At 60.7% G+C, this 24,856-nt stretch carries 23 protein-coding genes and 2 tRNA genes; 20 read left to right on the top strand and 5 right to left on the bottom strand.

The features are described from left to right. Positions 1-34 precede the first annotated feature (34 nt). Positions 35-1,705 carry a lactate permease LctP family transporter gene (locus QQ992_RS24525; protein WP_019098165.1) on the bottom strand — a complete coding sequence of 557 codons (1,671 nt, stop codon included), beginning with the start codon at positions 1,703-1,705 and terminating at the stop codon, positions 35-37. Positions 1,706-1,960: 255 nt separating this feature from the next. On the opposite strand from QQ992_RS24525, the gene QQ992_RS24520 reads away from it, so the two are divergent. Then, positions 1,961-2,728: an FCD domain-containing protein gene (locus QQ992_RS24520; protein WP_019098164.1), complete on the top strand. Its 768-nt coding sequence runs from the start codon at positions 1,961-1,963 to the stop codon at positions 2,726-2,728. Between the two features lie 169 nt (positions 2,729-2,897). Here the strand turns inward: QQ992_RS24520 and smpB are convergent, their stop codons facing one another. Then, positions 2,898-3,380: an SsrA-binding protein SmpB gene (gene smpB / locus QQ992_RS24515; RefSeq protein WP_012274261.1), complete on the bottom strand. Its 483-nt coding sequence runs from the start codon at positions 3,378-3,380 to the stop codon at positions 2,898-2,900. 163 nt (positions 3,381-3,543) lie between these two features. Here smpB and QQ992_RS24510 point away from each other — a divergent pair, with 163 nt between their 5' ends. Then, entirely contained in the window at positions 3,544-3,978 is a 435-nt protein-coding gene (locus QQ992_RS24510) for a type II toxin-antitoxin system RatA family toxin (RefSeq protein ID WP_060498454.1), read from the top strand. Between the two features lie 62 nt (positions 3,979-4,040). Here the strand turns inward: QQ992_RS24510 and QQ992_RS24505 are convergent, their stop codons facing one another. Beyond that, a complete protein-coding gene (locus QQ992_RS24505) occupies positions 4,041-4,577 on the bottom strand; it encodes an outer membrane protein assembly factor BamE (RefSeq protein ID WP_025754268.1) in 537 nt (178 codons plus the stop codon). 97 nt (positions 4,578-4,674) lie between these two features. On the opposite strand from QQ992_RS24505, the gene fur reads away from it, so the two are divergent. Beyond that, positions 4,675-5,079 carry a ferric iron uptake transcriptional regulator gene (gene fur, locus QQ992_RS24500; protein WP_012274258.1) on the top strand — a complete coding sequence of 135 codons (405 nt, stop codon included), beginning with the start codon at positions 4,675-4,677 and terminating at the stop codon, positions 5,077-5,079. A gap of 78 nt (positions 5,080-5,157) precedes the next feature. On the opposite strand, the gene recN is transcribed toward fur, so the two are convergent. Then, on the bottom strand, positions 5,158-6,831 hold the full coding sequence (gene recN / locus QQ992_RS24495) for a DNA repair protein RecN (RefSeq protein WP_110742383.1): 1,674 nt from the start codon (positions 6,829-6,831) through the stop codon (positions 5,158-5,160). Between the two features lie 192 nt (positions 6,832-7,023). Here recN and grpE point away from each other — a divergent pair, with 192 nt between their 5' ends. The 8 genes from grpE to QQ992_RS24455 all read left to right on the top strand — a co-directional run bounded on the left by grpE (position 7,024) and on the right by QQ992_RS24455 (position 17,362). Beyond that, positions 7,024-7,581: a nucleotide exchange factor GrpE gene (grpE, locus tag QQ992_RS24490; RefSeq protein ID WP_274080290.1), complete on the top strand. Its 558-nt coding sequence runs from the start codon at positions 7,024-7,026 to the stop codon at positions 7,579-7,581. Between the two features lie 101 nt (positions 7,582-7,682). Next, positions 7,683-9,608: a molecular chaperone DnaK gene (gene dnaK, locus QQ992_RS24485; protein WP_105948694.1), complete on the top strand. Its 1,926-nt coding sequence runs from the start codon at positions 7,683-7,685 to the stop codon at positions 9,606-9,608. Between the two features lie 194 nt (positions 9,609-9,802). Then, positions 9,803-10,930: a molecular chaperone DnaJ gene (gene dnaJ / locus QQ992_RS24480; RefSeq protein ID WP_019098160.1), complete on the top strand. Its 1,128-nt coding sequence runs from the start codon at positions 9,803-9,805 to the stop codon at positions 10,928-10,930. 13 nt (positions 10,931-10,943) lie between these two features. Next, positions 10,944-11,747, top strand: coding sequence for a 4-hydroxy-tetrahydrodipicolinate reductase (gene dapB, locus QQ992_RS24475; RefSeq protein ID WP_200928809.1), 804 nt, complete (start codon positions 10,944-10,946; stop codon positions 11,745-11,747). 245 nt (positions 11,748-11,992) lie between these two features. Next, complete coding sequence (gene carA / locus QQ992_RS24470; RefSeq protein ID WP_003249935.1) at positions 11,993-13,129, top strand: glutamine-hydrolyzing carbamoyl-phosphate synthase small subunit; 1,137 nt, start codon at positions 11,993-11,995, stop codon at positions 13,127-13,129. A 105-nt stretch (positions 13,130-13,234) separates the two neighbouring features. Then, positions 13,235-16,456: a carbamoyl-phosphate synthase large subunit gene (carB, locus tag QQ992_RS24465; RefSeq protein WP_274908586.1), complete on the top strand. Its 3,222-nt coding sequence runs from the start codon at positions 13,235-13,237 to the stop codon at positions 16,454-16,456. A gap of 2 nt (positions 16,457-16,458) precedes the next feature. Then, the gene (gene greA, locus QQ992_RS24460) at positions 16,459-16,935 is read left to right on the top strand and encodes a transcription elongation factor GreA (RefSeq protein WP_024717413.1); all 477 of its coding nucleotides are present in this window, start codon (positions 16,459-16,461) and stop codon (positions 16,933-16,935) included. Beyond that, on the top strand, positions 16,913-17,362 hold the full coding sequence (locus QQ992_RS24455) for a hypothetical protein (protein ID WP_012053750.1): 450 nt from the start codon (positions 16,913-16,915) through the stop codon (positions 17,360-17,362). Before greA ends, QQ992_RS24455 begins: the two co-directional genes overlap by 23 nt. Positions 17,363-17,374: 12 nt before the next feature. On the opposite strand, the gene yhbY is transcribed toward QQ992_RS24455, so the two are convergent. Continuing rightward, positions 17,375-17,683: a ribosome assembly RNA-binding protein YhbY gene (yhbY, locus tag QQ992_RS24450; RefSeq protein WP_003249945.1), complete on the bottom strand. Its 309-nt coding sequence runs from the start codon at positions 17,681-17,683 to the stop codon at positions 17,375-17,377. A gap of 102 nt (positions 17,684-17,785) precedes the next feature. On the opposite strand from yhbY, the gene rlmE reads away from it, so the two are divergent. The 9 genes from rlmE (at position 17,786) to rimP (ending at position 24,834) form a co-directional block, all read left to right on the top strand. After that, the gene (rlmE, locus tag QQ992_RS24445) at positions 17,786-18,412 is read left to right on the top strand and encodes a 23S rRNA (uridine(2552)-2'-O)-methyltransferase RlmE (RefSeq protein WP_286111347.1); all 627 of its coding nucleotides are present in this window, start codon (positions 17,786-17,788) and stop codon (positions 18,410-18,412) included. A gap of 203 nt (positions 18,413-18,615) precedes the next feature. Next, entirely contained in the window at positions 18,616-20,520 is a 1,905-nt protein-coding gene (ftsH, locus tag QQ992_RS24440; protein WP_105948691.1) for an ATP-dependent zinc metalloprotease FtsH, read from the top strand. 8 nt (positions 20,521-20,528) lie between these two features. Beyond that, positions 20,529-21,380: a dihydropteroate synthase gene (folP, locus tag QQ992_RS24435; RefSeq protein WP_286111344.1), complete on the top strand. Its 852-nt coding sequence runs from the start codon at positions 20,529-20,531 to the stop codon at positions 21,378-21,380. Positions 21,381-21,396: 16 nt separating this feature from the next. Further along, positions 21,397-22,737: a phosphoglucosamine mutase gene (glmM, locus tag QQ992_RS24430; protein ID WP_286111343.1), complete on the top strand. Its 1,341-nt coding sequence runs from the start codon at positions 21,397-21,399 to the stop codon at positions 22,735-22,737. A 65-nt stretch (positions 22,738-22,802) separates the two neighbouring features. Continuing rightward, positions 22,803-23,558 carry a triose-phosphate isomerase gene (gene tpiA, locus QQ992_RS24425; protein ID WP_086977100.1) on the top strand — a complete coding sequence of 252 codons (756 nt, stop codon included), beginning with the start codon at positions 22,803-22,805 and terminating at the stop codon, positions 23,556-23,558. Positions 23,559-23,562: 4 nt separating this feature from the next. Continuing rightward, positions 23,563-23,961: a preprotein translocase subunit SecG gene (gene secG, locus QQ992_RS24420; RefSeq protein ID WP_016712084.1), complete on the top strand. Its 399-nt coding sequence runs from the start codon at positions 23,563-23,565 to the stop codon at positions 23,959-23,961. 21 nt (positions 23,962-23,982) lie between these two features. Beyond that, positions 23,983-24,068: transfer RNA gene (locus QQ992_RS24415), tRNA-Leu, on the top strand. Between the two features lie 100 nt (positions 24,069-24,168). Beyond that, positions 24,169-24,245, top strand: a tRNA-Met gene (locus QQ992_RS24410). Between the two features lie 130 nt (positions 24,246-24,375). Next, the gene (gene rimP / locus QQ992_RS24405; protein WP_009685348.1) at positions 24,376-24,834 is read left to right on the top strand and encodes a ribosome maturation factor RimP; all 459 of its coding nucleotides are present in this window, start codon (positions 24,376-24,378) and stop codon (positions 24,832-24,834) included. Positions 24,835-24,856: the final 22 nt, after the last annotated feature.

Raw genomic sequence — 24,856 nt, 5'->3', positions numbered from 1 at the left:
GCCGGGCGCGCGATGGCGCCCGGCCCCTTTCACTTTAGTGATGAACCAGCATGCCGGTCAGCCAGTAAGCCTGGATCAGGGTGATCAGGCCGACGATGGTGGCGAAGAACAGGCTGTGCTTGACGGTGAAGCGGAACAGGTCGGATTCCTTGCCCACCAGGCCGGTAGCGGCGCAGGCCACGGCGATCGATTGCGGCGAGATCATCTTGCCGGTCACGCCGCCGCTGGTGTTGGCGGCTACCAGCAGGGTGTCGTTGACCCCGATCTGGTGCGCGGTGGTGGCCTGCAGCGAGCTGAACAGGGCGTTGGACGACGTGTCGGAACCGGTCAGGAACACGCCCAGCCAGCCGAGGAACGGCGAGAAGAACGGGAACGCGGCGCCGGTGCCGGCCAGTACCAGGGCCATGGTCGAAGACATGCCCGAGTAGTTGGTGACGAAGGCGAAGGCCAGCACCATGCCGATCGACAGGATCGGCCAGCGCAGCTCCCAGAAGGTCTCTTTGAAAGTGGTCAGACCAGTTTTGAAGTTGATCTTCAGCACGGCCATGGAAATCAGCGCCGAGAGGAAGATCGCGGTGCCGGTGGCGGAGATCGGGTCGAGCTTGAATACCGCAGGCATGGCGGTTGGCGCGGCAACGATCGGTGCGGTCTTGATCACCAGCTGGTCGAGGTGCGGGATGGCGAAGTTGAACACGAAGTTGTACATCGCGCCGCCCGGGGCGAACGCTGCCTTGAACGGCTTCAGGGTCCAGATGGTGACCAGCACGGTGAGGATCAGGAACGGCGACCAGGCCTTGAAGATCTCGCCAAAGCTGTACGGGCTAGGCTGGCTGCCGCTTGGCTGCACAACCGCCGCGCCGACGCTGCCCTTGGCTTCGCTGAACGAACGCTTGGGCTGCCAGACTTTCAGGAACAGGGTCAGGGCGATCAGGCTGGCCAGGGCCGAGGTGATGTCGGGCAGTTCCGGGCCGATGAAGTTCGAGGTGAAGTACTGGGTGACGGCGAAGCTCAGGCCGGCGACCAGGGCGGCAGGCCAGGTTTCTTTCACGCCACGCAGGCCGTCCATCATGAACACCAGCCAGAACGGCACGAACAGCGACAGCAGCGGCAGCTGGCGACCGGTCATGGCGCCGATGTGGAAGGCGTCGATGCCCGTCACCTGGCCGGCCACGATGATCGGGATGCCCAGGGCGCCAAAGGCTACAGGTGCGGTGTTGGCGATCAGGCACAGGCCGGCGGCGTACAGCGGATTGAAGCCCAGGCCCACCAGCAGCGCGGCAGTGATTGCCACCGGTGCGCCAAAGCCTGCCGCACCTTCCAGGAAGGCACCGAAGCAGAAGCCGATCAGCAGCACTTGCAGGCGCTGGTCGTCGGTAATCGACAGCACCGAGCTGCGGATCACTTCGAACTGGCCGCTCTTGACCGTGAGTTTGTACAGGAACACCGCGGCAACGATGATCCAGGCAATTGGCCAGAGGCCATAGAGGAAACCATAACCCGCGGCGGCGAATGCCATGTCGACAGGCATCTGGAAGGCGAAGATGGCCACCAGGATCGACAACGCGAGGGTGATGCTGCCGGCTACGTGGCCTTTAAGGCGGAACACGGCGAGGGCAAGGAAGAAGAACACGATGGGAATGACCGCCGCCAGTGCGGACAGGCCAAGACTACCAAGCGGGCTATAGAGTTGTTGCCAGGTTTGCATATGGGGTGGCCCCTAATTGTTGTTGGTCAGCACTGGCATTGGATAATTGGTAAGACCAATTTACAATGGCTGGACGCTAGGTTAAAAGCGCTGTCGTGGGTGTGTCAATTTGTCCCGTGCAAAACTTTGGTCGCGTGCCGATGAGCGGGCACCTGATACGCTGGGAAAATCGCGGCTTGATGGGTGTTTGCGCGGCCTGGATCGGCGAGAATAGGCGCCCCCTGAAATTTGCCGGGGGTTTGTGGAGAGCATGTGATGGTTTTTGATCAGGTCCGCCAACGGCGCCTGTCCGACGACATTGTCGATCGTCTGGAAGGGATGATTCTGGAAGGTACGCTGACCTCGGGGCAGCGGCTGCCGGCCGAGCGCGTCCTTGCCGAACAGTTCGGCGTGTCTCGCCCGTCATTGCGTGAGGCGATCCAGAAACTGGTGGCCAAGGGGCTGCTGGTCAGCCGTCAGGGCGGGGGCAATTTTGTTGCCGAGTCGTTGGGGTCAACCTTCAGCGACCCGTTGCTGCAGTTGCTTGAGCACAGTGCCGAGGCGCAGCGAGACCTGCTTGAATTCCGTCATACCCTGGAGGCGTCGTGTGCCTATTACGCGGCCCAGCGCGCCACCGAGCCGGACCGGGCGCGGTTGAAGGCGGCCTTCGATGCGCTGCAGGACTGCTATGCCCGGGTCGATGAAGTGACCCGGGCGGAAGAGGGCGCAGCCGACGCAAGCTTCCACCTGGCGATTGCCGAGGCCAGCCACAACGCAGTGTTGCTGCACACCATCCGAGGGCTGTTCGACCTGCTCAAGCGCAACGTGGTGACCAACATTGGCGGCATGTACCAGCAGCGCACCGAGACGCGGGACATGCTGATCAGTCAGCACCGGGAGCTGTACCTGGCGATTGTCGAGGGCAGGGCGGAGGATGCGCGGGAGGTGTCCAGCCGGCACATTCTGTATGTGCAGGAGGTGCTGGAAGAGGCGCATGAGGAAGCGCAGCGCGTGGCGCGGGCGGAGCGGCGTAGCGGGCGCTGACTCACTATTTTCAGGCAAGTGCGGTTAGTGTAGGAGCGGCCTTGTGTCGCGATGGGCTGCGAAGCAGCCCTAGGGCTTCGGCAATGAGCCGAGATTGCCGGGGCTGCTTCGCAGCCCATCGCGACACAAGGCCGCTCCTACACTGATCGCGCTGCCGACAAAGAAGGTTTTAGTCTTCTTTGCCTTTGTTCCGCACAGCCCGCTGCAGCTCGCGGTTGGAATCGCGTTCGCGCATGGTGTCGCGCTTGTCGAATTCCTTCTTGCCCTTGCCCAGTGCGATTTCGCACTTGATCAGGTGCTTGCTCCAGTACAGCGCCAAGGCTACGCAGGTGTAGCCTTTTTGCGCCACGGCAGCTTCCAGGCGCTCCAGCTCGCGCTTGTTCAGCAGCAGCTTGCGGGTGCGGATGGGGTCGGCGATGACGTGGGTGCTGGCGGTGGTCAGCGGGGTGATGTGGCTGCCGAACAGCCAGGCTTCACCGTCCTTGAGCAGCACGTAGCTGTCCGTCAGGTGTGCCTTGCCGGCGCGCAGGCTTTTTACTTCCCAGCCGGACAGGACCAGCCCGGCCTCGAACTTGTGTTCGATGAAGTAATCGTGTCGCGCTTTCTTGTTTTGCGCGATGGTCCCGGTCGGATGTTTTTTTTGCTTAGCCATAGGGGCGGCATTATAGGCAAGTCCGCGCGTCGTCCGCTATGGGATTTCGGTGTGCTTGAGCCACCGGAATGAATACCGGACAATACAAACCCTGTCATACGCACAGAACCTGTTTTCGGCACGCTGCGAAGCGCCGCCACCCAGCCTTGGAAGTGACGCCTGGATGACTACCCATATTCAACGCTCTGCCCTGCTGCCATATCCCGCCCAGGCGCTCTACGATCTGGTCAACGATGTGGCCAGCTACCCTGAGTTTCTGCCGTGGTGCTCGGCTTCGACGGTAATGGAAGCCAGCGAGACGCATATGCGCGCCAGGCTCGAAGTGGCCAAGGGGGGCATGAGCCAGCACTTCGTCACGCGTAACGTGCTGGTACCGGGGCAGTCCATCGAGATGAACCTCGAAGAAGGGCCGTTCACCCAGCTGCATGGTGTGTGGGTGTTCAAGCCGCTCGGTGAAAAGGCCTGCAAGATCAGCCTGGACCTGTCCTTCGACTATGCCGGGCCGATTGTGCGCGCCACGTTGGGCCCGCTGTTCAACCAGGCGGCCAACACCTTGGTTGATGCTTTCTGCCAGCGCGCCAAGCAACTGAATGCCTGATTAAGCGAGCGAAAATAAAAAGCCCGGAACACGTCCGGGCTTTTTTGTGCCTGCTGGCCCGATTAGCGGGTTTCCAGCGGTGCGGGGGTCGGGACCGGGGTGGTCTCGATGGTGTCGATTTCGCGCTGGATGGACTCTTCGGTCGAGCCAGGCTTGGCTGGTTTTTCCACAGGCTGCGCGGCTGGCTGTTCGGCCTGGCCTGGTTCGGTGGCCGGGCTGACCGTGGTGTCGCTGCTGCCGCCGAGGATTTCCTGGTCGCGGCTGACACCTGGCATAAAGTCGCCAGACAGGCTGACCAGCTGGTCGCTTTCGTTGAAGAACACGCTCATGCGTTCTTGCTGACGTTTACCGCCCCCTGGCTGCAGGCTGTACAGGTAGTCCCAACGGTTGGTGTTGAAGGTGTCCTGAATCAGCGGGTTGCCCATGATAAACCTTACTTGCCGTCGGGTCATTCCGGGGCGTAATTGGTCTATCATGTCTTGCGTGACGACATTGCCCTGCTGGATGTCGATTTTGTAAACCCCGGGAAACGAGCAACCGGCGAGTGCGAGCAGTCCCGCGAGGGCGAGGCTGTTTAGCAAGAGCTTGGTGTTTTGCATCGGTGGGCGACTTCCACTATCTTGGCTGGACAACGTAAACCCCGATCATACCCGTATTAAGAGAAGCTGCGAAGCAGCATCGGCGAGAAAGCTGACCATGGTTGAAAATAGCGAATTGCGCAAAGCCGGTCTCAAGGTGACCCTGCCTCGAGTCAAGATCCTTCAGATGCTCGATTCCACCGAGCAGCGTCACATGAGCGCCGAAGATGTCTACAAGGCGCTGATGGAAGCAGGCGAGGACGTAGGCCTGGCCACCGTCTATCGCGTACTGACCCAGTTCGAAGCGGCGGGCCTGGTGGTTCGCCACAACTTCGACGGCGGCCACGCCGTGTTCGAGTTGGCCGATGGTGGTCACCACGACCACATGGTGAACGTGGATACCAGTGAAGTCATCGAGTTCATGGACGCCGAAATCGAGAAGCGCCAGCGCGAAATCGTGGCCGAGCATGGCTACGAGCTGGTGGACCACAATCTGGTCCTGTATGTGCGTAAGAAGAAGTAACGATTTTTTATCGTTATGAATGACAAAGGCGACCCTAGGGTCGCCTTTGTGCTTTTGGAGGGTTCGAACAGGAAGGGGTCAGGCTTTGCCGCTTACGACCATCTTGCGCGCATGCGCCAGGGATTCCTTGGTCAGGTCGATGCCGCCTAGCATTCGCGCCACTTCCTCGACCCGCTCACGCTTGCCCAGGCTGGCCACGGCAGTGTGGGTGGTATCGCTGTTGCGCACCTTGTGCACGAACAGGTGGTGATGCCCTTGTGCGGCCACCTGCGGCAGGTGGGTCACGGTCAGTACCTGCCCGCGCTCGCCCAGGCGGCGCAGCAGTTGCCCGACGATTTCTGCAGTGGGGCCGCCGATACCCACGTCGACTTCGTCGAACACCAAGGTGGGGATCCGCGAGGTCTGCGCGGTAATCACCTGAATCGCCAGGCTGATACGCGACAGTTCGCCGCCTGAGGCTACCTTTGCCAGCCCTTTGAGCGGCTGACCGGGGTTGGCGCTGACCAGCAGCTCGATCTGCTCCAGGCCGTGAGGCGACAAATCTGCGCCTTCGTTGGGCGTCAGGTCGATGCAGAAGCGCCCACCAGGCATGCCCAGGCGTTGGATTTCTTGCTCCACTGCGCCTGCCAGCTGCTGCGCCGCTTGCTGGCGCAGGCCGCTGAGTTCGCGAGCCTTCTCTTTATAGTGCTGGGCGAAGGCGGCAAGCTCTTCGCCCAATCGCTCGATTGACTCGTCGCTGGCGTTAAGGCCCTCGATCTCTTCCATCAACTGCTGCTGCAGGTGAGGCAGCTCGGTGGGGTGCACGCGATGTTTGCGCGCCAGCGTATAGATGGTGTCGAGGCGTTCTTCCAAGGCTTGCAGGCGCATAGGGTCGGCGTCGAAGTTGTCGAGGAAGCGGTTGAGCTCGCCTACGGCTTCTTCTACCTGGATCTGTGCACTGGCAATCAGGTTGGCTGCTTCTCCCAGGGCTTTGGGTGAGTTGGTGGCTGCACCCAGCCGGTTGAGGCTGGAGGTGAGGGCGCTCAGCACGTTGCCCGAATCGCTTTCACTGCACTGATCGATAACCTGGCGGCAGATGCCGAACAGCGCTTCGGCGCTGGTCAGGTTCTTGTGCTCCTGCTCCAGGTGTTCCAGTTCGTGTTCACCCAGGCCAAGGTTGTCCAGCTCTTCCAGTTGGTAGCTCAGCAACTGGTGGCGGGCGCGCTGCTCATCGCCGGAGTTGGACAACCGTTCCAGCTCCAGGCGCGTTTGGTTCCAGCGCTTGGCCGCCAGTTGCACCTGGCGGGCCAGGTCGACGGCACCCGCGTACTCGTCGAGCAGGCGGCGGTGAGTATCGGTCTTGAGCAGCGACTGGTGTTCGTGCTGGCTGTGGATATCGATCAGCAGTTCGCCCAGCGCCTTGAGGTCGCCGAGCGGGCAGGGCGTGCCGTTGATGTAGCCGCGGCTGCGGCCTTCGGCGGTGATGACCCGGCGCAGGATGCACAGGCCGTCGTTGTCCAGGTCGCGTTCGGCCAGCCAGGCATGGGCCTCGGGAATGTCCACCAGGTCGAAGGTGGCGAGGATGTCCGCCTTGTCGGTGCCGGGGCGCACCACGCCGCTGTCGGCCCGGTCGCCCAGGGCAAGGCCGAGGGCGTCGAGCATGATCGATTTGCCGGCACCGGTCTCGCCGGTGATGACGGACATGCCGCGGGCAATTTCGAGGTCGAGGTGCTCGACGATGGCGTAGTTGTGAATGGACAGGTGCACCAGCATGGGGGCGGCTCCCGAAAGTCAGGTCTGGTTATTTATACAGTACTTTTTTCAGGCCTGCCAATGCTCCTTGGCAGATTCTGTTACTGCCCGGAAAACCACCTTGCCCCTTGAAGCTGGTTTTTCCGGCCCCATATAGCCGACATCCAAGGCGAGCCTGGCTCGCAGTCCACAAAATTGCGCAGGAGAGACCCCATGGCTGACGAACAGCTGAACGAAAAAGACCTTAACGTTGAAGAAACCGGTGCAGAAACCACTGCGGACGCCCGTGTTCTGGAACTCGAGGAGCAGCTGGCCGCCGCCAAGGATCAGTCGCTGCGTGTCGCTGCGGAAGCGCAGAACAGCATTCGTCGCGCCGAGCAGGAAGTCGACAAGGCCCGCAAGTTCGCCCTGGAGAAATTCTCCAGCGACCTGCTGCCGGTGATCGATAGCCTGGAGCTGGCCCTGGCACACTCCAGTGCCGAGGATGAGCACGTCAAGCAGATCCGTGAAGGCGTCGAGCTGACCTTGAAGATGTTCCAGGACACCCTCAAGCGCTACAACCTCGAAGCTGTCGATCCGCACGGCCAGCCATTCAATCCTGACCACCATCAGGCCATGGCCATGCAGGAAAACGCTGAAGTAGAGCCAAACAGCGTGCTGAACGTGTTCCAGAAGGGTTACCTGCTGAACGGCCGCCTGTTGCGCCCCGCCATGGTGGTGGTCAGCAAGGCGCCGAGCGCGGCGCAACCCTCGATCAATGAAAAGGCTTGAAATCCATCGGGGCATCCCCATCTAGGTGTCAAGCCTTCAAGTATTACCGCAGTTGGCCAAAGTAGTCGCTGCTACCAAATTCAAGTTTCGGGAGAGTTAACATGGGCAAAATCATCGGTATCGACCTGGGGACCACCAACTCGTGCGTCTCCATTCTGGAAAACGGTAACGTCAAGGTCATCGAAAACGCCGAAGGTGCGCGTACTACCCCTTCGATCGTGGCCTACGCCAACGATGGCGAAATCCTCGTAGGTCAGTCGGCCAAGCGCCAGGCTGTCACCAACCCGCACAACACCCTGTTCGCGGTAAAGCGCCTGATCGGCCGCCGCTTCGAAGAGCAGGTCGTGCAGAAAGACATCCAGCTGGTTCCGTACAAAATCGCCAAGGCCGACAACGGTGACGCCTGGGTTGAAGTGAACGGCCAGAAAATGGCACCGCCGCAAATCAGCGCCGAAGTGCTGAAAAAGATGAAGAAAACCGCCGAAGACTACCTCGGCGAGCCAGTGACCGAAGCAGTCATCACCGTACCGGCCTACTTCAACGACAGCCAGCGTCAGGCCACCAAAGACGCCGGCCGCATCGCGGGCCTGGACGTAAAACGCATCATCAACGAACCGACCGCCGCTGCACTGGCCTACGGCATGGACAAGGCCAAGGGCGACCACACTGTCATCGTTTATGACCTGGGTGGCGGTACCTTCGACGTTTCGGTCATCGAAATCGCCGAAGTCGACGGTGAGCACCAGTTCGAAGTACTGGCCACCAACGGCGACACCTTCCTGGGTGGCGAAGACTTCGACATGCTGCTGATCGACTACCTGGTCGAAGAGTTCAAGAAAGAAACCGGCATGAACCTGAAGGGCGACCCGCTGGCCATGCAGCGCCTGAAAGAAGCCGCTGAAAAGGCCAAGATCGAGCTGTCGTCCGCTCAGTCGACCGACGTCAACCTGCCGTACATCACTGCAGATGCCACCGGTCCTAAGCACCTGAACGTGAAAATCTCCCGCGCCAAGCTGGAGTCGCTGGTTGAAGAGCTGGTGCAGCGCACCATCGAGCCTTGCCGCATCGCCCTGAAAGATGCCGGCATCGACGCCAGCAAGATCGACGACGTGATCCTGGTCGGTGGCCAGACCCGTATGCCGCTGGTACAGAAAACCGTTGCGGACTTCTTCGGTAAAGAAGCTCGCAAGGACGTCAACCCGGACGAAGCCGTGGCCATGGGTGCTGCCATCCAGGGCGCCGTTCTGGCCGGTGACGTGAAAGACGTACTGCTGCTGGACGTCAGCCCGCTGACCCTGGGTATCGAAACCATGGGTGGTGTGATGACCGCGCTGATCGAGAAGAACACCACCATCCCGACCAAGAAGTCGCAGGTGTTCTCGACTGCCGACGACAACCAGGGCGCCGTGACCATTCACGTGCTGCAAGGCGAGCGTAAGCAGGCTGCGCAGAACAAGTCGCTGGGCAAGTTCGACCTGGCTGACATTCCGCCAGCGCCGCGTGGCGTGCCGCAAATCGAAGTCACCTTCGACATCGACGCCAACGGCATCCTGCATGTCAGCGCCAAAGACAAGGCCACCGGCAAGTCGCAGTCGATCGTGATCAAGGCCAACTCCGGCCTGTCGGACGAAGAAATCGAGCGCATGGTGCGTGACGCCGAGGCCAACGCCGAGGAAGACCGCAAGTTCGAAGAACTGGCCGCTGCCCGTAACCAGGGTGATGCGCTGGTTCACTCGACCCGCAAGATGGTCGCTGACGCAGGTGACAAGGTTACCGCTGAAGAGAAAACCGCCATCGAGGCTGCCGTTGTTGCCCTGGAAGCCGCTGTCAAAGGCGACGACAAGGCCGCAATCGATGCCAAGGTTGAAGAGCTGTCCAAGGTCTCTGCCCCGGTTGCCCAGAAGATGTACGCCGAGCAGTCGGCTGAGCAGCCTCAAGGTGGCGCGCAGCAGGCCGAGCCGGAAGCCAAGCACGATGACGTGGTTGACGCCGAGTTCGAAGAAGTGAAAGACAACAACAAGCAGTAATCCCTGCATGTTGTCGGCCAGTTCACCGCCGTTTGGCGGTGAGCTGGTAGGATGTCGCCGCGCGGGGGCTTGCTCCCGCGTTGGCGTATCTGGAATTCGAGAATTTTTACAGTATCTGTCAGCGCTCCTGGAGGGGCGGCAGGTACTGATGGCGCGGCGCAGATGCCAGACGCCCAACAAGGTGCAAATGACCTATGTCCAAGCGTGATTACTATGAGGTTCTGGGTGTCGAGCGCGGCGCCAGCGAAGCTGACCTCAAAAAGGCTTACCGCCGACTGGCGATGAAGTACCACCCGGACCGCAACCCGGGCGATAAAGAGTCGGAAGACAAGTTCAAAGAGGCCAACGAGGCCTACGAAGTACTGTCTGATGCCAGCAAGCGTGCGGCGTTCGACCAGTACGGCCATGCCGGCGTAGACCCAAGCATGGGTGGCGGCGGTGCTGGTTTCGGCGGCGCCAACTTCTCCGACATCTTCGGCGATGTATTCAGCGACTTCTTCGGTGGCGGCCGTGGTGGTGGTGGTCGTGGCGGTGCCCAGCGTGGCAGCGACCTGCGTTACACCCTGGAGCTGAACCTGGAAGAAGCGGTGCGTGGCACCACGGTCAGCATCCGTGTACCTACCTTGGTCAACTGCCAGCCTTGCGATGGTTCCGGCGCCAAGAAGGGCTCGACTCCATCGACTTGCCCGACTTGCGGTGGCATCGGCCAGGTGCGCATGCAGCAAGGTTTCTTCTCGGTACAACAGACCTGCCCGCGCTGCCATGGCCAGGGCAAGATCATCACCGACCCATGCACCTCGTGCCACGGCGAAGGCCGGGTCGAGGAATACAAGACGCTGTCGGTCAAGGTACCGGCGGGCGTCGATACGGGCGACCGCATCCGCCTGTCTGGCGAGGGCGAGGCGGGTACCCATGGTGGCCCGACCGGCGACCTGTATGTGGTGATCAGCGTGCGTGAGCACGAGATCTTCCAGCGTGATGGCAAGCACCTGTATTGCGAAGTGCCGATCAGCTACACCGATGCTGCCTTGGGTGGCGAGCTGGAAGTGCCGACCCTGGATGGCCGCGTGAAGCTGAAAATTCCGGAAGGTACCCAGACCGGCAAGCAGTTCCGCCTGCGTGGCAAGGGTGTGGCGCCGGTGCGCGGCGGTGGTGCGGGCGACCTGCTGTGCCGTGTGGCGGTGGAAACCCCGGTCAACCTCAGCCGTCGCCAGCGCGAGCTGCTCGAAGAGCTGCGTGACTCGCTGGAAGGCGACAGCTCCCACTCGCCCAAGGCCAGTGGCTGGTTCGATGGCGTGAAGCGCTTCTTCGGCGATCTCTGACAAGGAACAAGCTATGCGACGTATTGCAGTGATGGGCGCGGCGGGGCGGATGGGCAAGACCCTTATCGAAGCCGTGCAACAAGCGCCGGGTGCAGGGTTGACGGCGGCGATCGATCGCCCTGACAGCTCGCTCGTTGGGGCTGATGCCGGAGAGCTGGCGGCTCTTGGTCGGATTGGTGTGTTGTTGTCCGACGATCTGGCCAAGGTCGCCGACGAATTCGACGTGCTGATCGACTTCACTCACCCTTCGGTGACCCTGAAAAACCTCGCATTCTGCCGCAAGCACGGCAAGGCGATGATCATCGGTACCACCGGTTTTACGGTTGAAGAAAAGCAGTTGCTGGCTGAGGCAGGTAAGGACATTCCAATTGTGTTCGCCGCCAACTTCAGCGTGGGTGTGAACCTCAGCCTCAAGCTGCTTGATCTGGCCGCTCGGGTGTTGGGCGATGATGTCGATATCGAGATCATCGAGGCGCATCACCGCCACAAAGTCGATGCCCCGTCGGGTACGGCGCTGCGCATGGGTGAAGTGGTTGCCAATGCGCTGGGCCGAGACCTGCAGGAAGTGGCCGTGTATGGCCGTGAAGGGCAGACGGGGGCGCGTGATCGCAAGACGATCGGTTTCGCCACCGTGCGTGCCGGCGATGTGGTGGGTGATCACACCGTGCTGTTCGCTGCCGAAGGCGAGCGCCTGGAAATTACCCACAAGGCCTCCAGCCGCATGACCTTTGCCAAAGGTGCCGTACGTGCAGCGCTGTGGCTGGATGGGCGTGAGCCTGGCCTTTACGATATGCAGGATGTGCTCGAACTGCACTGAGTCTTGCATGGGCCTGGCCCGCGATTGGGGTGCGATGCACCCCTTTGTCGCAATCTTGTGTTTTAGAGACACATCCGCGGTAGACCCAAAACGCACTTTTCTGTAAGCTACAGCTTTAGTGTGTCCACTAAAAGCGCGCAGCGAATTGAATTCAGCACATGAAAGCGGGGTGACGTGTCCATACGTCACTCCGCTTTTTTGCAACCTGCGATCGCCCTTTCATGCTTGATTTACGGGAGGTCTTCTTGACAAAGCCAGCCATACTCGCCCTTGCCGACGGCAGTATTTTTCGCGGTGAAGCCATTGGTGCCGACGGTCAGACCGTTGGTGAGGTGGTATTCAACACCGCTATGACCGGCTACCAGGAAATCCTTACAGACCCTTCCTACGCGCAGCAAATCGTTACCCTGACCTACCCGCACATCGGCAACACCGGTACTACCCCGGAAGACGCCGAGTCGAACCGCGTCTGGTCCGCTGGCCTGGTCATCCGTGACCTGCCGCTGCTGGCCAGCAACTGGCGTAACACCCAGTCGCTGCCTGAGTACCTCAAGGCCAACAACGTTGTTGCCATCGCTGGCATCGACACCCGTCGCCTGACCCGAATCCTGCGTGAAAAGGGCGCTCAGAACGGTTGCATCCTCGCCGGTGACAACATCAGCGAAGAAGCCGCCATCGCCGCCGCTCGCGGCTTCCCGGGCCTGAAGGGCATGGACCTGGCCAAGGTCGTCTCCACCAAGGAACGCTACGAGTGGCGCTCCAGCGTGTGGGAGCTGAAGACCGACAGCCACCCGACCATTGATGCGGCCGACCTGCCGTACCACGTGGTTGCCTTCGACTACGGCGTCAAGCTGAACATCCTGCGCATGCTGGTGGCCCGTGGCTGCCGCGTGACCGTGGTACCGGCCCAGACTCCGGCCAGCGAAGTGTTGGCACTCAACCCGGACGGCGTGTTCCTGTCCAACGGCCCTGGTGACCCTGAGCCGTGCGACTACGCGATCCAGGCGATCAAGGAAATCCTCGAAACCGAGATCCCGGTATTCGGTATCTGCCTCGGCCACCAGTTGCTGGCCCTGGCTTCCGGCGCCAAGACCGTGAAAATGGGCCACGGCCACCACGGTGCCAACCACCCGGTCCAGGACCTGGACACCGGCGTGGTCATGATCACCAGCCAGAACCACGGCTTTGCCGTTGACGAGGCCACCCTGCCGGGCAACGTCCGCGCCATTCACAAGTCGCTGTTCGACGGCACCCTGCAGGGTATCGAGCGCACCGACAAGAGCGCGTTCAGCTTCCAGGGCCACCCTGAAGCGAGCCCAGGCCCGACCGACGTCGCGCCACTGTTCGATCGTTTCACCGATGCCATGGCCAAGCGCCGCTGAGCATCCTGCTTCAAGGCCCCGGGCCGGCTCGCGCCGCGCCCGGAAGCGCCTGACCCAGATTGTTCAAAGCGGCTTGCCGACTGACCCCGGATTTGAGTGACAACCATGCCAAAACGTACAGACATCAAAAGCATCCTGATTCTCGGCGCTGGCCCGATCGTGATCGGCCAGGCCTGCGAATTCGACTACTCCGGCGCCCAGGCTTGTAAGGCCCTGCGCGAGGAAGGTTTCCGCGTCATCCTGGTGAACTCCAACCCAGCCACCATCATGACCGACCCGGCCATGGCCGACGCCACCTACATCGAGCCGATCAAATGGCAGTCGGTGGCCAAGATCATCGAGAAAGAGCGCCCGGACGCCGTCCTGCCGACCATGGGTGGCCAGACCGCACTGAACTGCGCCCTGGACCTGGAGCGCCACGGCGTTCTGGAGAAGTTCGGCGTAGAGATGATCGGTGCCAATGCCGACACCATCGACAAAGCCGAAGACCGTTCGCGCTTCGACAAGGCCATGAAGGACATCGGCCTGGAGTGCCCGCGCTCCGGTATCGCTCACAGCATGGAAGAGGCCAACGCGGTCCTCGAGAAGCTGGGCTTCCCATGCATCATCCGCCCATCGTTCACCATGGGCGGTACTGGTGGTGGTATCGCCTACAACCGTGAAGAGTTCGAAGAAATCTGCACCCGTGGTCTGGACCTGTCGCCGACCAAAGAGCTGCTGATCGACGAATCGCTGATCGGCTGGAAAGAGTACGAGATGGAAGTGGTCCGCGACAAAAAGGACAACTGCATCATCGTCTGCTCGATCGAAAACTTCGACCCGATGGGCGTGCACACCGGTGACTCGATCACCGTTGCTCCGGCGCAGACCCTGACCGACAAGGAATACCAGATCATGCGCAACGCCTCGCTGGCGGTGCTGCGTGAAATCGGTGTTGAAACCGGCGGTTCCAACGTGCAGTTCGGTATCTGCCCGAACACCGGTCGCATGGTCGTGATCGAGATGAACCCGCGTGTGTCGCGTTCCTCGGCACTGGCCTCCAAGGCTACCGGCTTCCCGATCGCCAAGATCGCTGCCAAGCTGGCCATTGGTTACACCCTCGACGAACTGCAGAACGACATCACCGGCGGCCGCACTCCGGCGTCCTTCGAGCCGTCGATCGACTACGTCGTCACCAAGCTGCCACGCTTCGCCTTCGAGAAGTTCCCGAAAGCCGACGCCCGCCTGACCACCCAGATGAAATCCGTGGGTGAAGTCATGGCCATCGGCCGTACCTTCCAGGAATCCCTGCAGAAAGCCCTGCGCGGCCTGGAAGTCGGTGCCTGCGGCCTCGACCCGAAAGTCGACCTGGCCAGCCCGGAGGCTGCCAGCATCCTCAAGCGCGAGCTGACTGTGCCGGGTGCCGAGCGTATCTGGTACGTGGCTGACGCCATGCGTTCCGGCATGACCATCGAGGAAATCTTCGAGCTGACCGGCATCGACCTGTGGTTCCTGGTGCAGATGGAAGACCTGATCAAGGAAGAAGAGAAGGTCAAGACCCTGGCCCTGTCGGCGATCGACAAGGACTACATGCTGCGCCTCAAGCGCAAGGGCTTCTCGGACCAGCGTCTGGCCAAGCTGCTGGGCATCACCGACAAGAACCTGCGCCGTCACCGCCACAAGCTGGAAGTGTTCCCGGTGTACAAGCGCGTCGACACCTGCGCCGCCGAGTTCGCCACCGACACCGCCTACCTGTACTCCACCTACGAGGAAGAGTGCGAGGCCAACCCGTCGACCCGCGACAAGATCATGATCCTGGGCGGTGGCCCGAACCGTATCGGTCAAGGTATCGAGTTCGACTACTGCTGCGTACACGCCGCACTGGCGCTGCGTGAAGACGGTTACGAGACCATCATGGTCAACTGCAACCCGGAAACCGTCTCCACCGACTACGACACCTCCGACCGCCTGTACTTCGAGCCGCTGACCCTGGAAGACGTGCTGGAAGTGTGCCGCGTCGAGAAGCCGAAAGGCGTGATCGTGCACTACGGCGGCCAGACTCCGCTGAAACTGGCCCGTGCCCTGGAAGAAGCCGGCGTACCGATCATCGGTACCAGCCCGGACGCCATCGACCGCGCCGAAGACCGTGAGCGTTTCCAGCAGATGGTTCAGCGCCTGAACCTGCTGCAGCCGCCAAACGCCACCGTGCGCAGCGAAGAAGAAGCCATCAGTGCTGCTGGTGGTATCGGTTACCCGCTGGTGGTGCGCCCGTCGTACGTACTGGGTGGCCGCGCCATGGAAATCGTCTACGAACTGGACGAGCTCAAGCGCTACCTGCGTGAAGCCGTACAGGTGTCCAACGACAGCCCGGTACTGCTCGACCACTTCCTCAACTGCGCCATCGAGATGGACGTGGACGCCGTGTGCGACGGTACCGATGTGGTGATCGGCGCAATCATGCAGCACATCGAGCAGGCTGGTGTTCACTCCGGTGACTCCGCATGCTCGCTGCCACCTTATTCGCTGAGCAAGGAAGTGCAGGACGAAGTCCGCGTACAGGTCAAGAAAATGGCCCTGGAGCTGGGTGTAGTCGGCCTGATGAACGTGCAGCTGGCCCTGCAAGGCGACAAGATCTACGTGATCGAAGTCAACCCGCGCGCCTCGCGTACCGTGCCGTTCGTGTCCAAGTGCATCGGCACTTCCCTGGCCATGATCGCTGCTCGCGTGATGGCTGGCAAAACCCTGAAAGAGCTGGGCTTCACCCAGGAAATCATCCCGAACTTCTACAGCGTCAAGGAAGCCGTCTTCCCGTTCGCCAAGTTCCCGGGGGTTGACCCGATCCTCGGCCCTGAGATGAAATCGACCGGTGAAGTCATGGGCGTGGGTGACAGCTTCGGTGAAGCCTTCGCCAAGGCCCAGATGGGTGCCAGCGAAGTGCTGCCGACCGGCGGTACCGCGTTCATCAGCGTGCGTGACGACGACAAGCCACAAGTGGCTGGCGTTGCCCGCGACCTGATCGCCCTGGGCTTCGAAGTGGTTGCAACTGCTGGCACCGCCAAGGTTATCGAAGCGGCTGGCCTTAAAGTGCGCCGCGTGAACAAAGTGACCGAAGGTCGCCCGCACGTGGTCGACATGATCAAGAACGACGAAGTGTCGCTGATCATCAACACCACCGAAGGCCGCCAGTCGATCGCCGATTCCTACTCGATTCGTCGCAATGCGCTGCAGCACAAGATTTACTGCACCACTACCATTGCGGCCGGTGAAGCCATCTGCGAGGCGCTGAAGTTTGGTCCGGAAAAGACCGTTCGTCGCTTGCAAGATCTGCATGCAGGACTGAAAGCATGAGCATTACCAAGTACCCGATGACCGTCCAGGGCGCTCGCGCCCTGGAAGAGGAGCACCTGTTCCTGAGCAAGACCGAGCGCCCGCGCCTGAGCCAGGCAATCGGCGAAGCGCGCGAACTGGGTGACCTCAAGGAAAACGCCGAATACCATGCAGCCCGCGAAGAGCAGGGCATGGTCGAAGCGCGTATCCGCGATATCGAAGGCCGTCTGCAGAACTCGGTCGTGATCGATGTGACCACGATCCCTCACACCGGCAAGGTGATTTTCGGTACCACCGTGGTACTGGCCAACACCGAAACCGATGAAGAGGTGACCTACCAGATCGTCGGCGAGGATGAAGCCGACGTGAAACAGGGCAAGCTCTCGAGCGGTGCGCCGATTGCCCGTGCCATCATCGGCAAGGAAGAAGGTGATACTGTCGTCGTCAAGACGCCTAGTGGCACGGTCGAGTACGAGATTGTCGAAGTCAAGCACATCTGACCGGCGCCTGCGGGCGCCATCCCTCGAGGGGATACTCTGGCAGCTGGCCCAGGTTTTCTGGGTCGGTGGCCTTTGGGTGTTTCACGTGGGGCTGGTGCCTGCGCTCAAGGTCAGTGGCCTGGCGCCGCTGCTGGTGCAGGATATCGCGGGGCAGATCGACCGCTGGTTGATCGGTGTGGCGTTGCTTGGCTTGTTGACCCAGCTGGCAGTGCTGGCAAGGGTGGACGGCCTGGCGGCCTGGTGGCGGCAGTTCCGTGGCCAGATGCTGTTGCTCGGCTTCGGCGCCTGCGTGGGGTACTACACCTTGCGCTACGGTATTTCCGTGGGCGAGCGCTGGCAGATGTTCTGCTTCCTGGTACTGGGCTTTTCCGGCATCGTGCTGGTGGCCCAGCCGGTGCCGGTCAGGGCGCGTTCGCCGCGCCACTGACCGGAGCCACCGTTACTTGTAGCGGTGGATGTTGGACAGCTGCTTGTTCGGCTGTGGATTCTTGCGGTAGATCAGGGCTTTCTTGCCAATGGTCTGCACCAACTCGGCACGGCCAGCCTTGCACAGCTCGGCAATGGTTTCGGCGCGTTCTTCGCGGTCTTCCGAGCGAATCTCGACCTTGATCAGTTCATGGTCGACCAGCGCGCGTTCCAGTTCGGCGATGACGCCTTCATTCAAACCGTTGCCAGCAACGATCAGGACCGGCTTCAGGTCATGACCAATGGACTTGTATTGCTTCTTCTGCTCGTTATTGAGCGGCATAATCTGACCCTTTCCGTCTGATTCTGTAAAATTGACGGGCATTTTACCCGAGGGCCACCGGCTCCGCCCAGTCAATCACGACGCATATCATCGAGGTGCCCCGTGGTACAACGTTCCAAAAGCAGCGCAAACTGGCTGCGAGAGCATTTCAACGATCCTTTTGTGAAGCAGGCGCAGAAGGATGGCTACCGCTCGCGTGCGAGCTACAAACTGCTTGAGATCCAGGAAAAGGACCGCCTGATCCGTCCAGGCATGAGCGTAATCGACCTCGGTGCGGCCCCGGGGGGCTGGTCGCAGGTGACCAGTCGTCTGATTGGTGGTCAGGGCCGGCTGATCGCGTCCGACATCCTGGAAATGGACTCGATCGCCGACGTGACCTTCATCCAGGGCGATTTCACCCACGACGAAGTCCTGCAGCGCATTCTCGAAGCGGTCGGTGATTCGCACGTAGACCTTGTGATTTCCGACATGGCCCCCAATATGAGTGGTACGCCTGCGGTGGACATACCGCGCGCCATGTTCCTCTGCGAGCTGGCCCTCGATCTGGCGACCCGCGTGCTCAAGCCCGGCGGCGACTTCCTGATCAAGATTTTCCAGGGCGAAGGGTTTGACGTGTACCTGAAGGACGTGCGCAGCAAGTTCGACAAGGTGCAGATGCGCAAGCCGACGTCGTCGCGGGACCGTTCCCGCGAGCAGTACCTGTTGGGCAGGGGCTTCAAGGGGGCATGAAAGGTGTGAAGCGGGGTGGCCGATAGTTAATTCCAATCGGCCACTGCGTCAGGATTGTCCGAACTTCGTGTAGTCTAGCTTTCACAAAGGGTTACAGACGGTGCCTGCGGCTGCGTGGGTAATGTAGTAAGTTAGGGCGATGAATATCATGCGAGGCACGGCTGCGTCGTGCGCCGGCCTCAGAGGGTAGCGAATTGAACGACATGGCAAAGAATCTGATCCTGTGGTTGATCATCGCAGCTGTCCTGGTGACAGTGATGAACAACTTCTCCAGCCCTAACGAGCCGCAGACCCTCAACTACTCCGACTTCATCCAGCAGGTCAAGGATGGCAAGGTCGAGCGTGTGACCGTCGACGGCTACATCATTACCGGCAAGCGCGCCGACGGCGACAACTTCAAGACCGTGCGCCCGGCCATTACCGACAATGGCCTGATCGGTGACCTGGTCGATAACCACGTCATCATCGAAGGCAAGCAGCCTGAGCAGCAGAGCATCTGGACGCAACTGCTGGTGGCGAGCTTCCCGATCCTGGTCATCATTGCCGTGTTCATGTTCTTCATGCGCCAGATGCAAGGCGGTGCGGGCGGCAAGGGCGGGCCGATGAGTTTTGGCAAGAGCAAGGCACGCCTGCTGTCCGAAGACCAGGTCAAGACCACGCTGGCCGATGTTGCCGGCTGCGACGAGGCCAAGGAAGAGGTTGGCGAGCTGGTCGAGTTCCTGCGTGATCCGGGCAAATTCCAGCGTCTGGGCGGCCGTATTCCGCGCGGTGTGCTGATGGTTGGTCCTCCAGGTACTGGTAAGACCCTGCTGGCCAAGGCAATTGCCGGCGAAGCGAAAGTACCGTTCTTCACCATTTCCGGTTCGGACTTCGTGGAAATGTTCGTAGGTGTCGGTGCCAGCCGTGTGCGCGACATGTTCGAGCAAGCCAAGAAGCATGCCCCGTGCATTATCTTCATCGACGAGATCGACGCTGTGGGTCGCCACCGTGGCGCCGGCATGGGCGGCGGTCACGACGAGCGTGAACAAACCCTCAACCAGTTGCTGGTAGAGATGGACGGCTTCGAGATGAACGATGGCATCATCGTCATCGCTGCTACCAACCGACCGGACGTGCTCGACCCGGCGCTGCTGCGTCCTGGCCGTTTCGACCGCCAGGTGGTGGTAGGCCTGCCAGACATCCGCGGTCGCGAACAGATCCTCAAGGTGCACATGCGCAAAGTGCCGGTCGGCGAAAACGTCAACCCGGCGGTCATTGCCCGTGGTACTCCTGGCTTCTCCGGTGCCGACCTGGCCAACCTGGTCAACGAGGCCTCGCTGTTTGCCGCACGCTCCAACAAGCGCCTGGTCGAAATGAAAGAGTTCGAACTGGCCAAGGACAAGATCATGATGGGCGCCGAGCGCAAGACCATGGTCATGTCCGAGAAAGAAAAGCGCAACACGGCCTACCATGAGGCTGGACACGCCATTGTTGGTCGCCTGGTGCCTGAGCACGACCCGGTATACAAGGTTTCCATCATTCCGCGCGGTCGCGCCCTGGGTGTGACCATGTTCCTGCCGGAAGAAGACCGCTACAGCCTGTCCAAGCGTGCGCTGATCAGCCAGATCTGCTCGCTGTACGGTGGCCGTATCGCCGAAGAGATGACCCTGGGCTTCGACGGTGTCACTACCGGCGCGTCCAACGACATCATGCGTGCCAGCCAGATCGCGCGTAACATGGTCACCAAATGGGGCCTGTCCGAGAAGCTCGGGCCGCTGATGTACGCAGAAGAAGAGGGTGAGGTGTTCCTCGGTCGTAGCGCCGGCAGCCAGCACGCCAGTGTTTCTGGCGAGACTGCCAAGCTGATCGACTCCGAGGTGCGCAGCATCATCGATCAGTGCTACGCGACAGCCAAGCAGCTGCTGATCGACAACCGCGACAAGCTCGAAGCGATGACCGAAGCGCTGATGAAGTATGAGACCATTGATGCCGATCAGATCGACGACATCATGGCTGGGCGTACGCCGCGTGAACCGCGTGACTGGGACGATGACAAGGATTCGGGTACGCCTGCGGCCCAGAATGACCGTCCGGAATCGCCAATCGGCGGCCCAGCAGCTCAACACTAAGGGCATCTATGAGCTCAGCGCAGTACCCGACCCGGTTGCCTTGCGGCAACCGGGTTCTTGATTTGTCGCGTACCCATGTCATGGGTATTCTCAATATCACCCCCGACTCCTTTTCCGATGGCGGACGCTTCAGTCAGCGCGACGAGGCTCTGCGCCATGCCGAGGCAATGGTCGCCGCCGGCGCCACGCTGATCGACATCGGTGGCGAGTCCACGCGCCCTGGTGCGCGGGCGGTATCGGTCACTGAGGAGCTGGAGCGTGTTGCGCCGATGGTCGAGGCAATCAACAGCCGCCTCGATGTGGTCATCTCGGTCGATACCTCTACGCCTGCCGTCATCCGTGAGTCGGCCCGTCTCGGTGCTGGGCTCATCAATGACGTGCGCGCCCTGGAGCGCGATGGCGCTCTGGACGCTGCGGCAGATACCGGCCTGCCGGTTTGCCTCATGCACATGCGTGGCGAGCCGGGTAACATGCAGGACGACCCGCATTACGATGATGTGACCGCTGACGTTACGCGTTATCTTGAGCAGCGGATGGCCGCCTGTGCGGCGGTGGGCATCGACGCAAACAGAATCATCCTTGACCCGGGCTTTGGTTTCGCCAAGACACTGGCGCACAACCTGAGCCTGTTCAAGCACATGGAAGCGCTCTATCGCCTTGGGCGCCCACTGCTGGTGGGCGTTTCACGAAAGAGCATGATCGGCCTGACGCTGGAACGTCCGGTCGGCGAGCGGTTGTACGGCAGCCTTGCGCTGGCGGCGTTGGCCATGACCAAGGGGGCGAGCATCCTTCGTGTCCATGACGTGGCTGAAACGGTCGATGTGGTGCGCATGATTGCTGCGGTACAAAACGCCGAATAAGAACATTGGAGTCCCTATGAGCAGAAAATACTTTGGTACCGACGGCATTCGTGGCCGCGTCGGCGAATACCCGATCACGCCTGACTTCATGCTGAAGCTGGGTTGGGCGGCCGGCATGGCCTTCCGCAAGCAAGGCCATTGCCGGGTGCTGGTGGGCAAGGACACGCGTATCTCCGGCTACATGTTCGAGTCTGCACTCGAAGCCGGCCTGGCCGCGGCAGGTGCCGACGTCATGCTGCTGGGGCCAATGCCTACGCCGGCCATCGCCTATCTGACGCGCACGTTCCATGCCCAGGCTGGCATTGTCATCAGTGCCTCGCACAACCCGCATGAAGACAACGGCATCAAGTTCTTCTCCGGTCAGGGCACCAAGCTGCCGGACGAAGTCGAGCTGATGATCGAAGAGCTGCTCGACCAGCCGATGTCCGTGGTCGACTCGGGCAAGCTGGGCAAGGTTTCGCGCATCAACGACGCTGCCGGCCGTTATATCGAGTTCTGCAAGAGCAGCGTACCCACGGGTACTGGCTTTGAAGGCCTCAAGCTGGTGGTCGATTGCGCCCACGGTGCCACCTACAAGGTTGCGCCGAGCGTGTTCCGTGAGTTGGGCGCCGACGTGACCGTGCTGCATGCACAGCCGGATGGCCTGAACATCAACGAAGGTTGCGGCTCGACGCACATCGAATCGCTGCAGGCCGCCGTGCTGGTGGGGCATGCCGACCTCGGTATCGCCTTCGACGGTGACGGCGATCGCGTGCTGATGGTCGACCACACTGGCGCCATCGTCGATGGTGACGAGTTGCTGTTCATCATCGCCCGGGATCTGCACGAACGCGGCAAGCTGCAGGGCGGGGTAGTGGGTACGCTGATGAGCAACCTGGGCTTGGAGCTGGCGCTGAAGGACCTGGATATCCCGTTCGTGCGGGCCAAGGTCGGTGACCGTTACGTCATGGCCGAGCTGCTTGAGCGTGAGTGGCTGGTCGGTGGTGAAAACTCTGGCCACGTCGTGTGCTGCAACCACACCACTACCGGTGATGCGATCATCGCCGCGCTGCAGGTGCTGATGGCGCTCAAGCGCCGTGGCGAAACCCTTGCCCAGGCCCGCCAGGCCCTGCGCAAGTGCCCGCAGGTGCTGATCAACGTGCGCTTCGGCGCCAGCAAGGTCGACCCGCTGGAGCACCCGGCCGTCAAGGAAGCCAGTGCCAAGGTGACCGAGGCGTTGGCGGGCCGTGGCCGTGTGCTGTTGCGCAAATCCGGTACCGAGCCACTGGTTCGGGTTATGGTCGAGGGCGAGGACGAGAACCAGGTGCGTATGCACGCTGAAGCGCTGGCCAAACTGGTCGGCGAAGTTTGTGTCTGAAGGCGCTTGCCAGCGCAGATCTGGTTGGGTAAGATCTGCGCCCACTTTGACCGACGAGGTAAAGCATGCGTCGCCCTATGGTAGCTGGTAACTGGAAGATGCACGGTACCCGCGCTAGCGTCGCTGAGCTGACCGAAGGCTTGAGTAATCTCGCCTTGCCGAGCGGAGTGGAAGTCGCGGTATTTCCACCGGCCTTGTTCATCAATCAAGTGATCGATGGCCTGGCAGGTAAAGAAATTACTGTTGGCGCACAGAATTCTGCTGTACAACCCGAACAGGGTGCGCTGACCGGGGAAGTTGCTCCCGAGCAGCTGGTTGAAGCGGGTTGCAAGTTGGTGTTGATTGGTCATTCGGAGCGTCGCCAGATCATTGGTGAAACCGACGAAGTGCTCAATCGCAAGTTTGCAGCAGCGCAGGCCAAAGGTTTGAAGCCAGTGCTTTGCATCGGGGAAACCCTTGAAGAGCGCGAGGCTGGCAAGACGCTTGAAGTTGTCGGGCGTCAACTAAGCAGTATCATCGAAGCATTCGGTGTTAAGGCTTTTGCCAATGCAGTAATTGCCTATGAGCCTGTATGGGCCATCGGTACTGGCCTGACGGCCACGCCACAGCAGGCCCAGGATGTGCACGCCGCCATCCGCGGCCAGCTGGCGGCAGAAGATGCTGAAGTGGCTGCGAAGGTGCAGTTGCTCTACGGCGGCAGCGTGAAGGCGGCCAATGCGGCCGAACTGTTCGGCATGCCGGATATCGATGGGGGTCTCATTGGTGGGGCTTCCCTGAACGCAGACGAATTCGGTGCAATTTGTCGCGCCGCAGGAAACTGAACAAATGCTGGAAACAGTCATCGTTGTTTTTCATCTGTTGGCAGCGCTGTCGCTAGTAGTGCTGGTTCTGTTGCAACAGGGTAAAGGTGCTGAAGCAGGTGCATCTTTCGGCGCGGGTGCCTCAAACACCGTGTTCGGAAGCCAGGGCTCTGCAACGTTCCTAAGTAAATTAACTGCTATACTCGCTGCCACTTTCTTTTTGACAGCACTTGGGTTAGGATACTTCGCGAAGCAACAAGCTCACCAGCTTAGCCAAGCAGGTCTTCCAGATCCAGCAGTGCTAGAAGTGAAAGAGCCGCAGAAACCGGCAGTTAATGATGATGTACCGGTGCTCCAGCAGCAGAAGAGCGAAACCACCAGCAACTCGGGTGATGTACCTCCTCCGGCGCAAGAGCAGAAGTAACGGGTTTCAAGTAGTAGTATTGCCGAGGTGGTGGAATTGGTAGACACGCAACCTTGAGGTGGTTGTGCCCATAGGGTGTAGGGGTTCGAGTCCCCTTCTCGGTACCAATTAAAGCTTGAGAGCCCGCTTTAGCGGGCTTTCTTGCAGGTGAAGGTTCTGATTTGACCCTCAACAGGGTTCGGTCTTATACTTTTGCCCCAGCTTTGTCGCGGGGTGGAGCAGCTTGGTAGCTCGTCGGGCTCATAACCCGAAGGTCGTTGGTTCAAATCCAGCCCCCGCAACCAGCTTCAGCGGAGCCCCTTTTCAGGGGCTTTTTGCTAACCGAACAGTTTTCGGCGTCGTTGTCCAACGGCGCTTTCAGGGATGGGCGCTTCGCCCATTTTTTATTTGCACAGCATGCACGAGGGGGTTCAGGTGTCGAGCAAGCTAGAACAGTTGCAGGCCTTGTTGGCCCCGGTTGTCGAGGGTCTGGGCTATCAGTGCTGGGGGATCGAGTTCGTTTCCCAGGGTAAGCATTCGGTACTGCGCATCTACATCGACAAGGAAGGTGGCATCCTGGTGGATGACTGCGAAGCGGTCAGCCGTCAGGCCAGCGCAATCCTCGATGTGGAAGATCCAATCAGCAGTGAGTACACCCTCGAGGTGTCTTCTCCAGGCATGGATCGCCCACTGTTCACTCTGGAACAGTTTGCCTCGCATGCCGGCGAACAAGTGAAGATCAAGCTGCGCTCACCCTTCGAGGGTCGTCGTAACTTCCAGGGCCTTCTCCGCGGTGTGGAGGAGCAGGATGTGGTGGTCCAGGTGGACAACCAGGAGTTCCTGTTGCCGATCGACTCGATCGACAAGGCCAATATTATTCCCAGTTTTGACTGAGACGTGCCGGGCCCGGTGAACT

The organism is Pseudomonas kurunegalensis (genome assembly GCF_030291635.1).
GTDB lineage: Bacteria > Pseudomonadota > Gammaproteobacteria > Pseudomonadales > Pseudomonadaceae > Aquipseudomonas > Aquipseudomonas monteilii.
The sequence above is the reverse complement of the archived record's forward strand: the minus strand, read 5'-3'. Positions and strand labels throughout refer to the sequence as shown.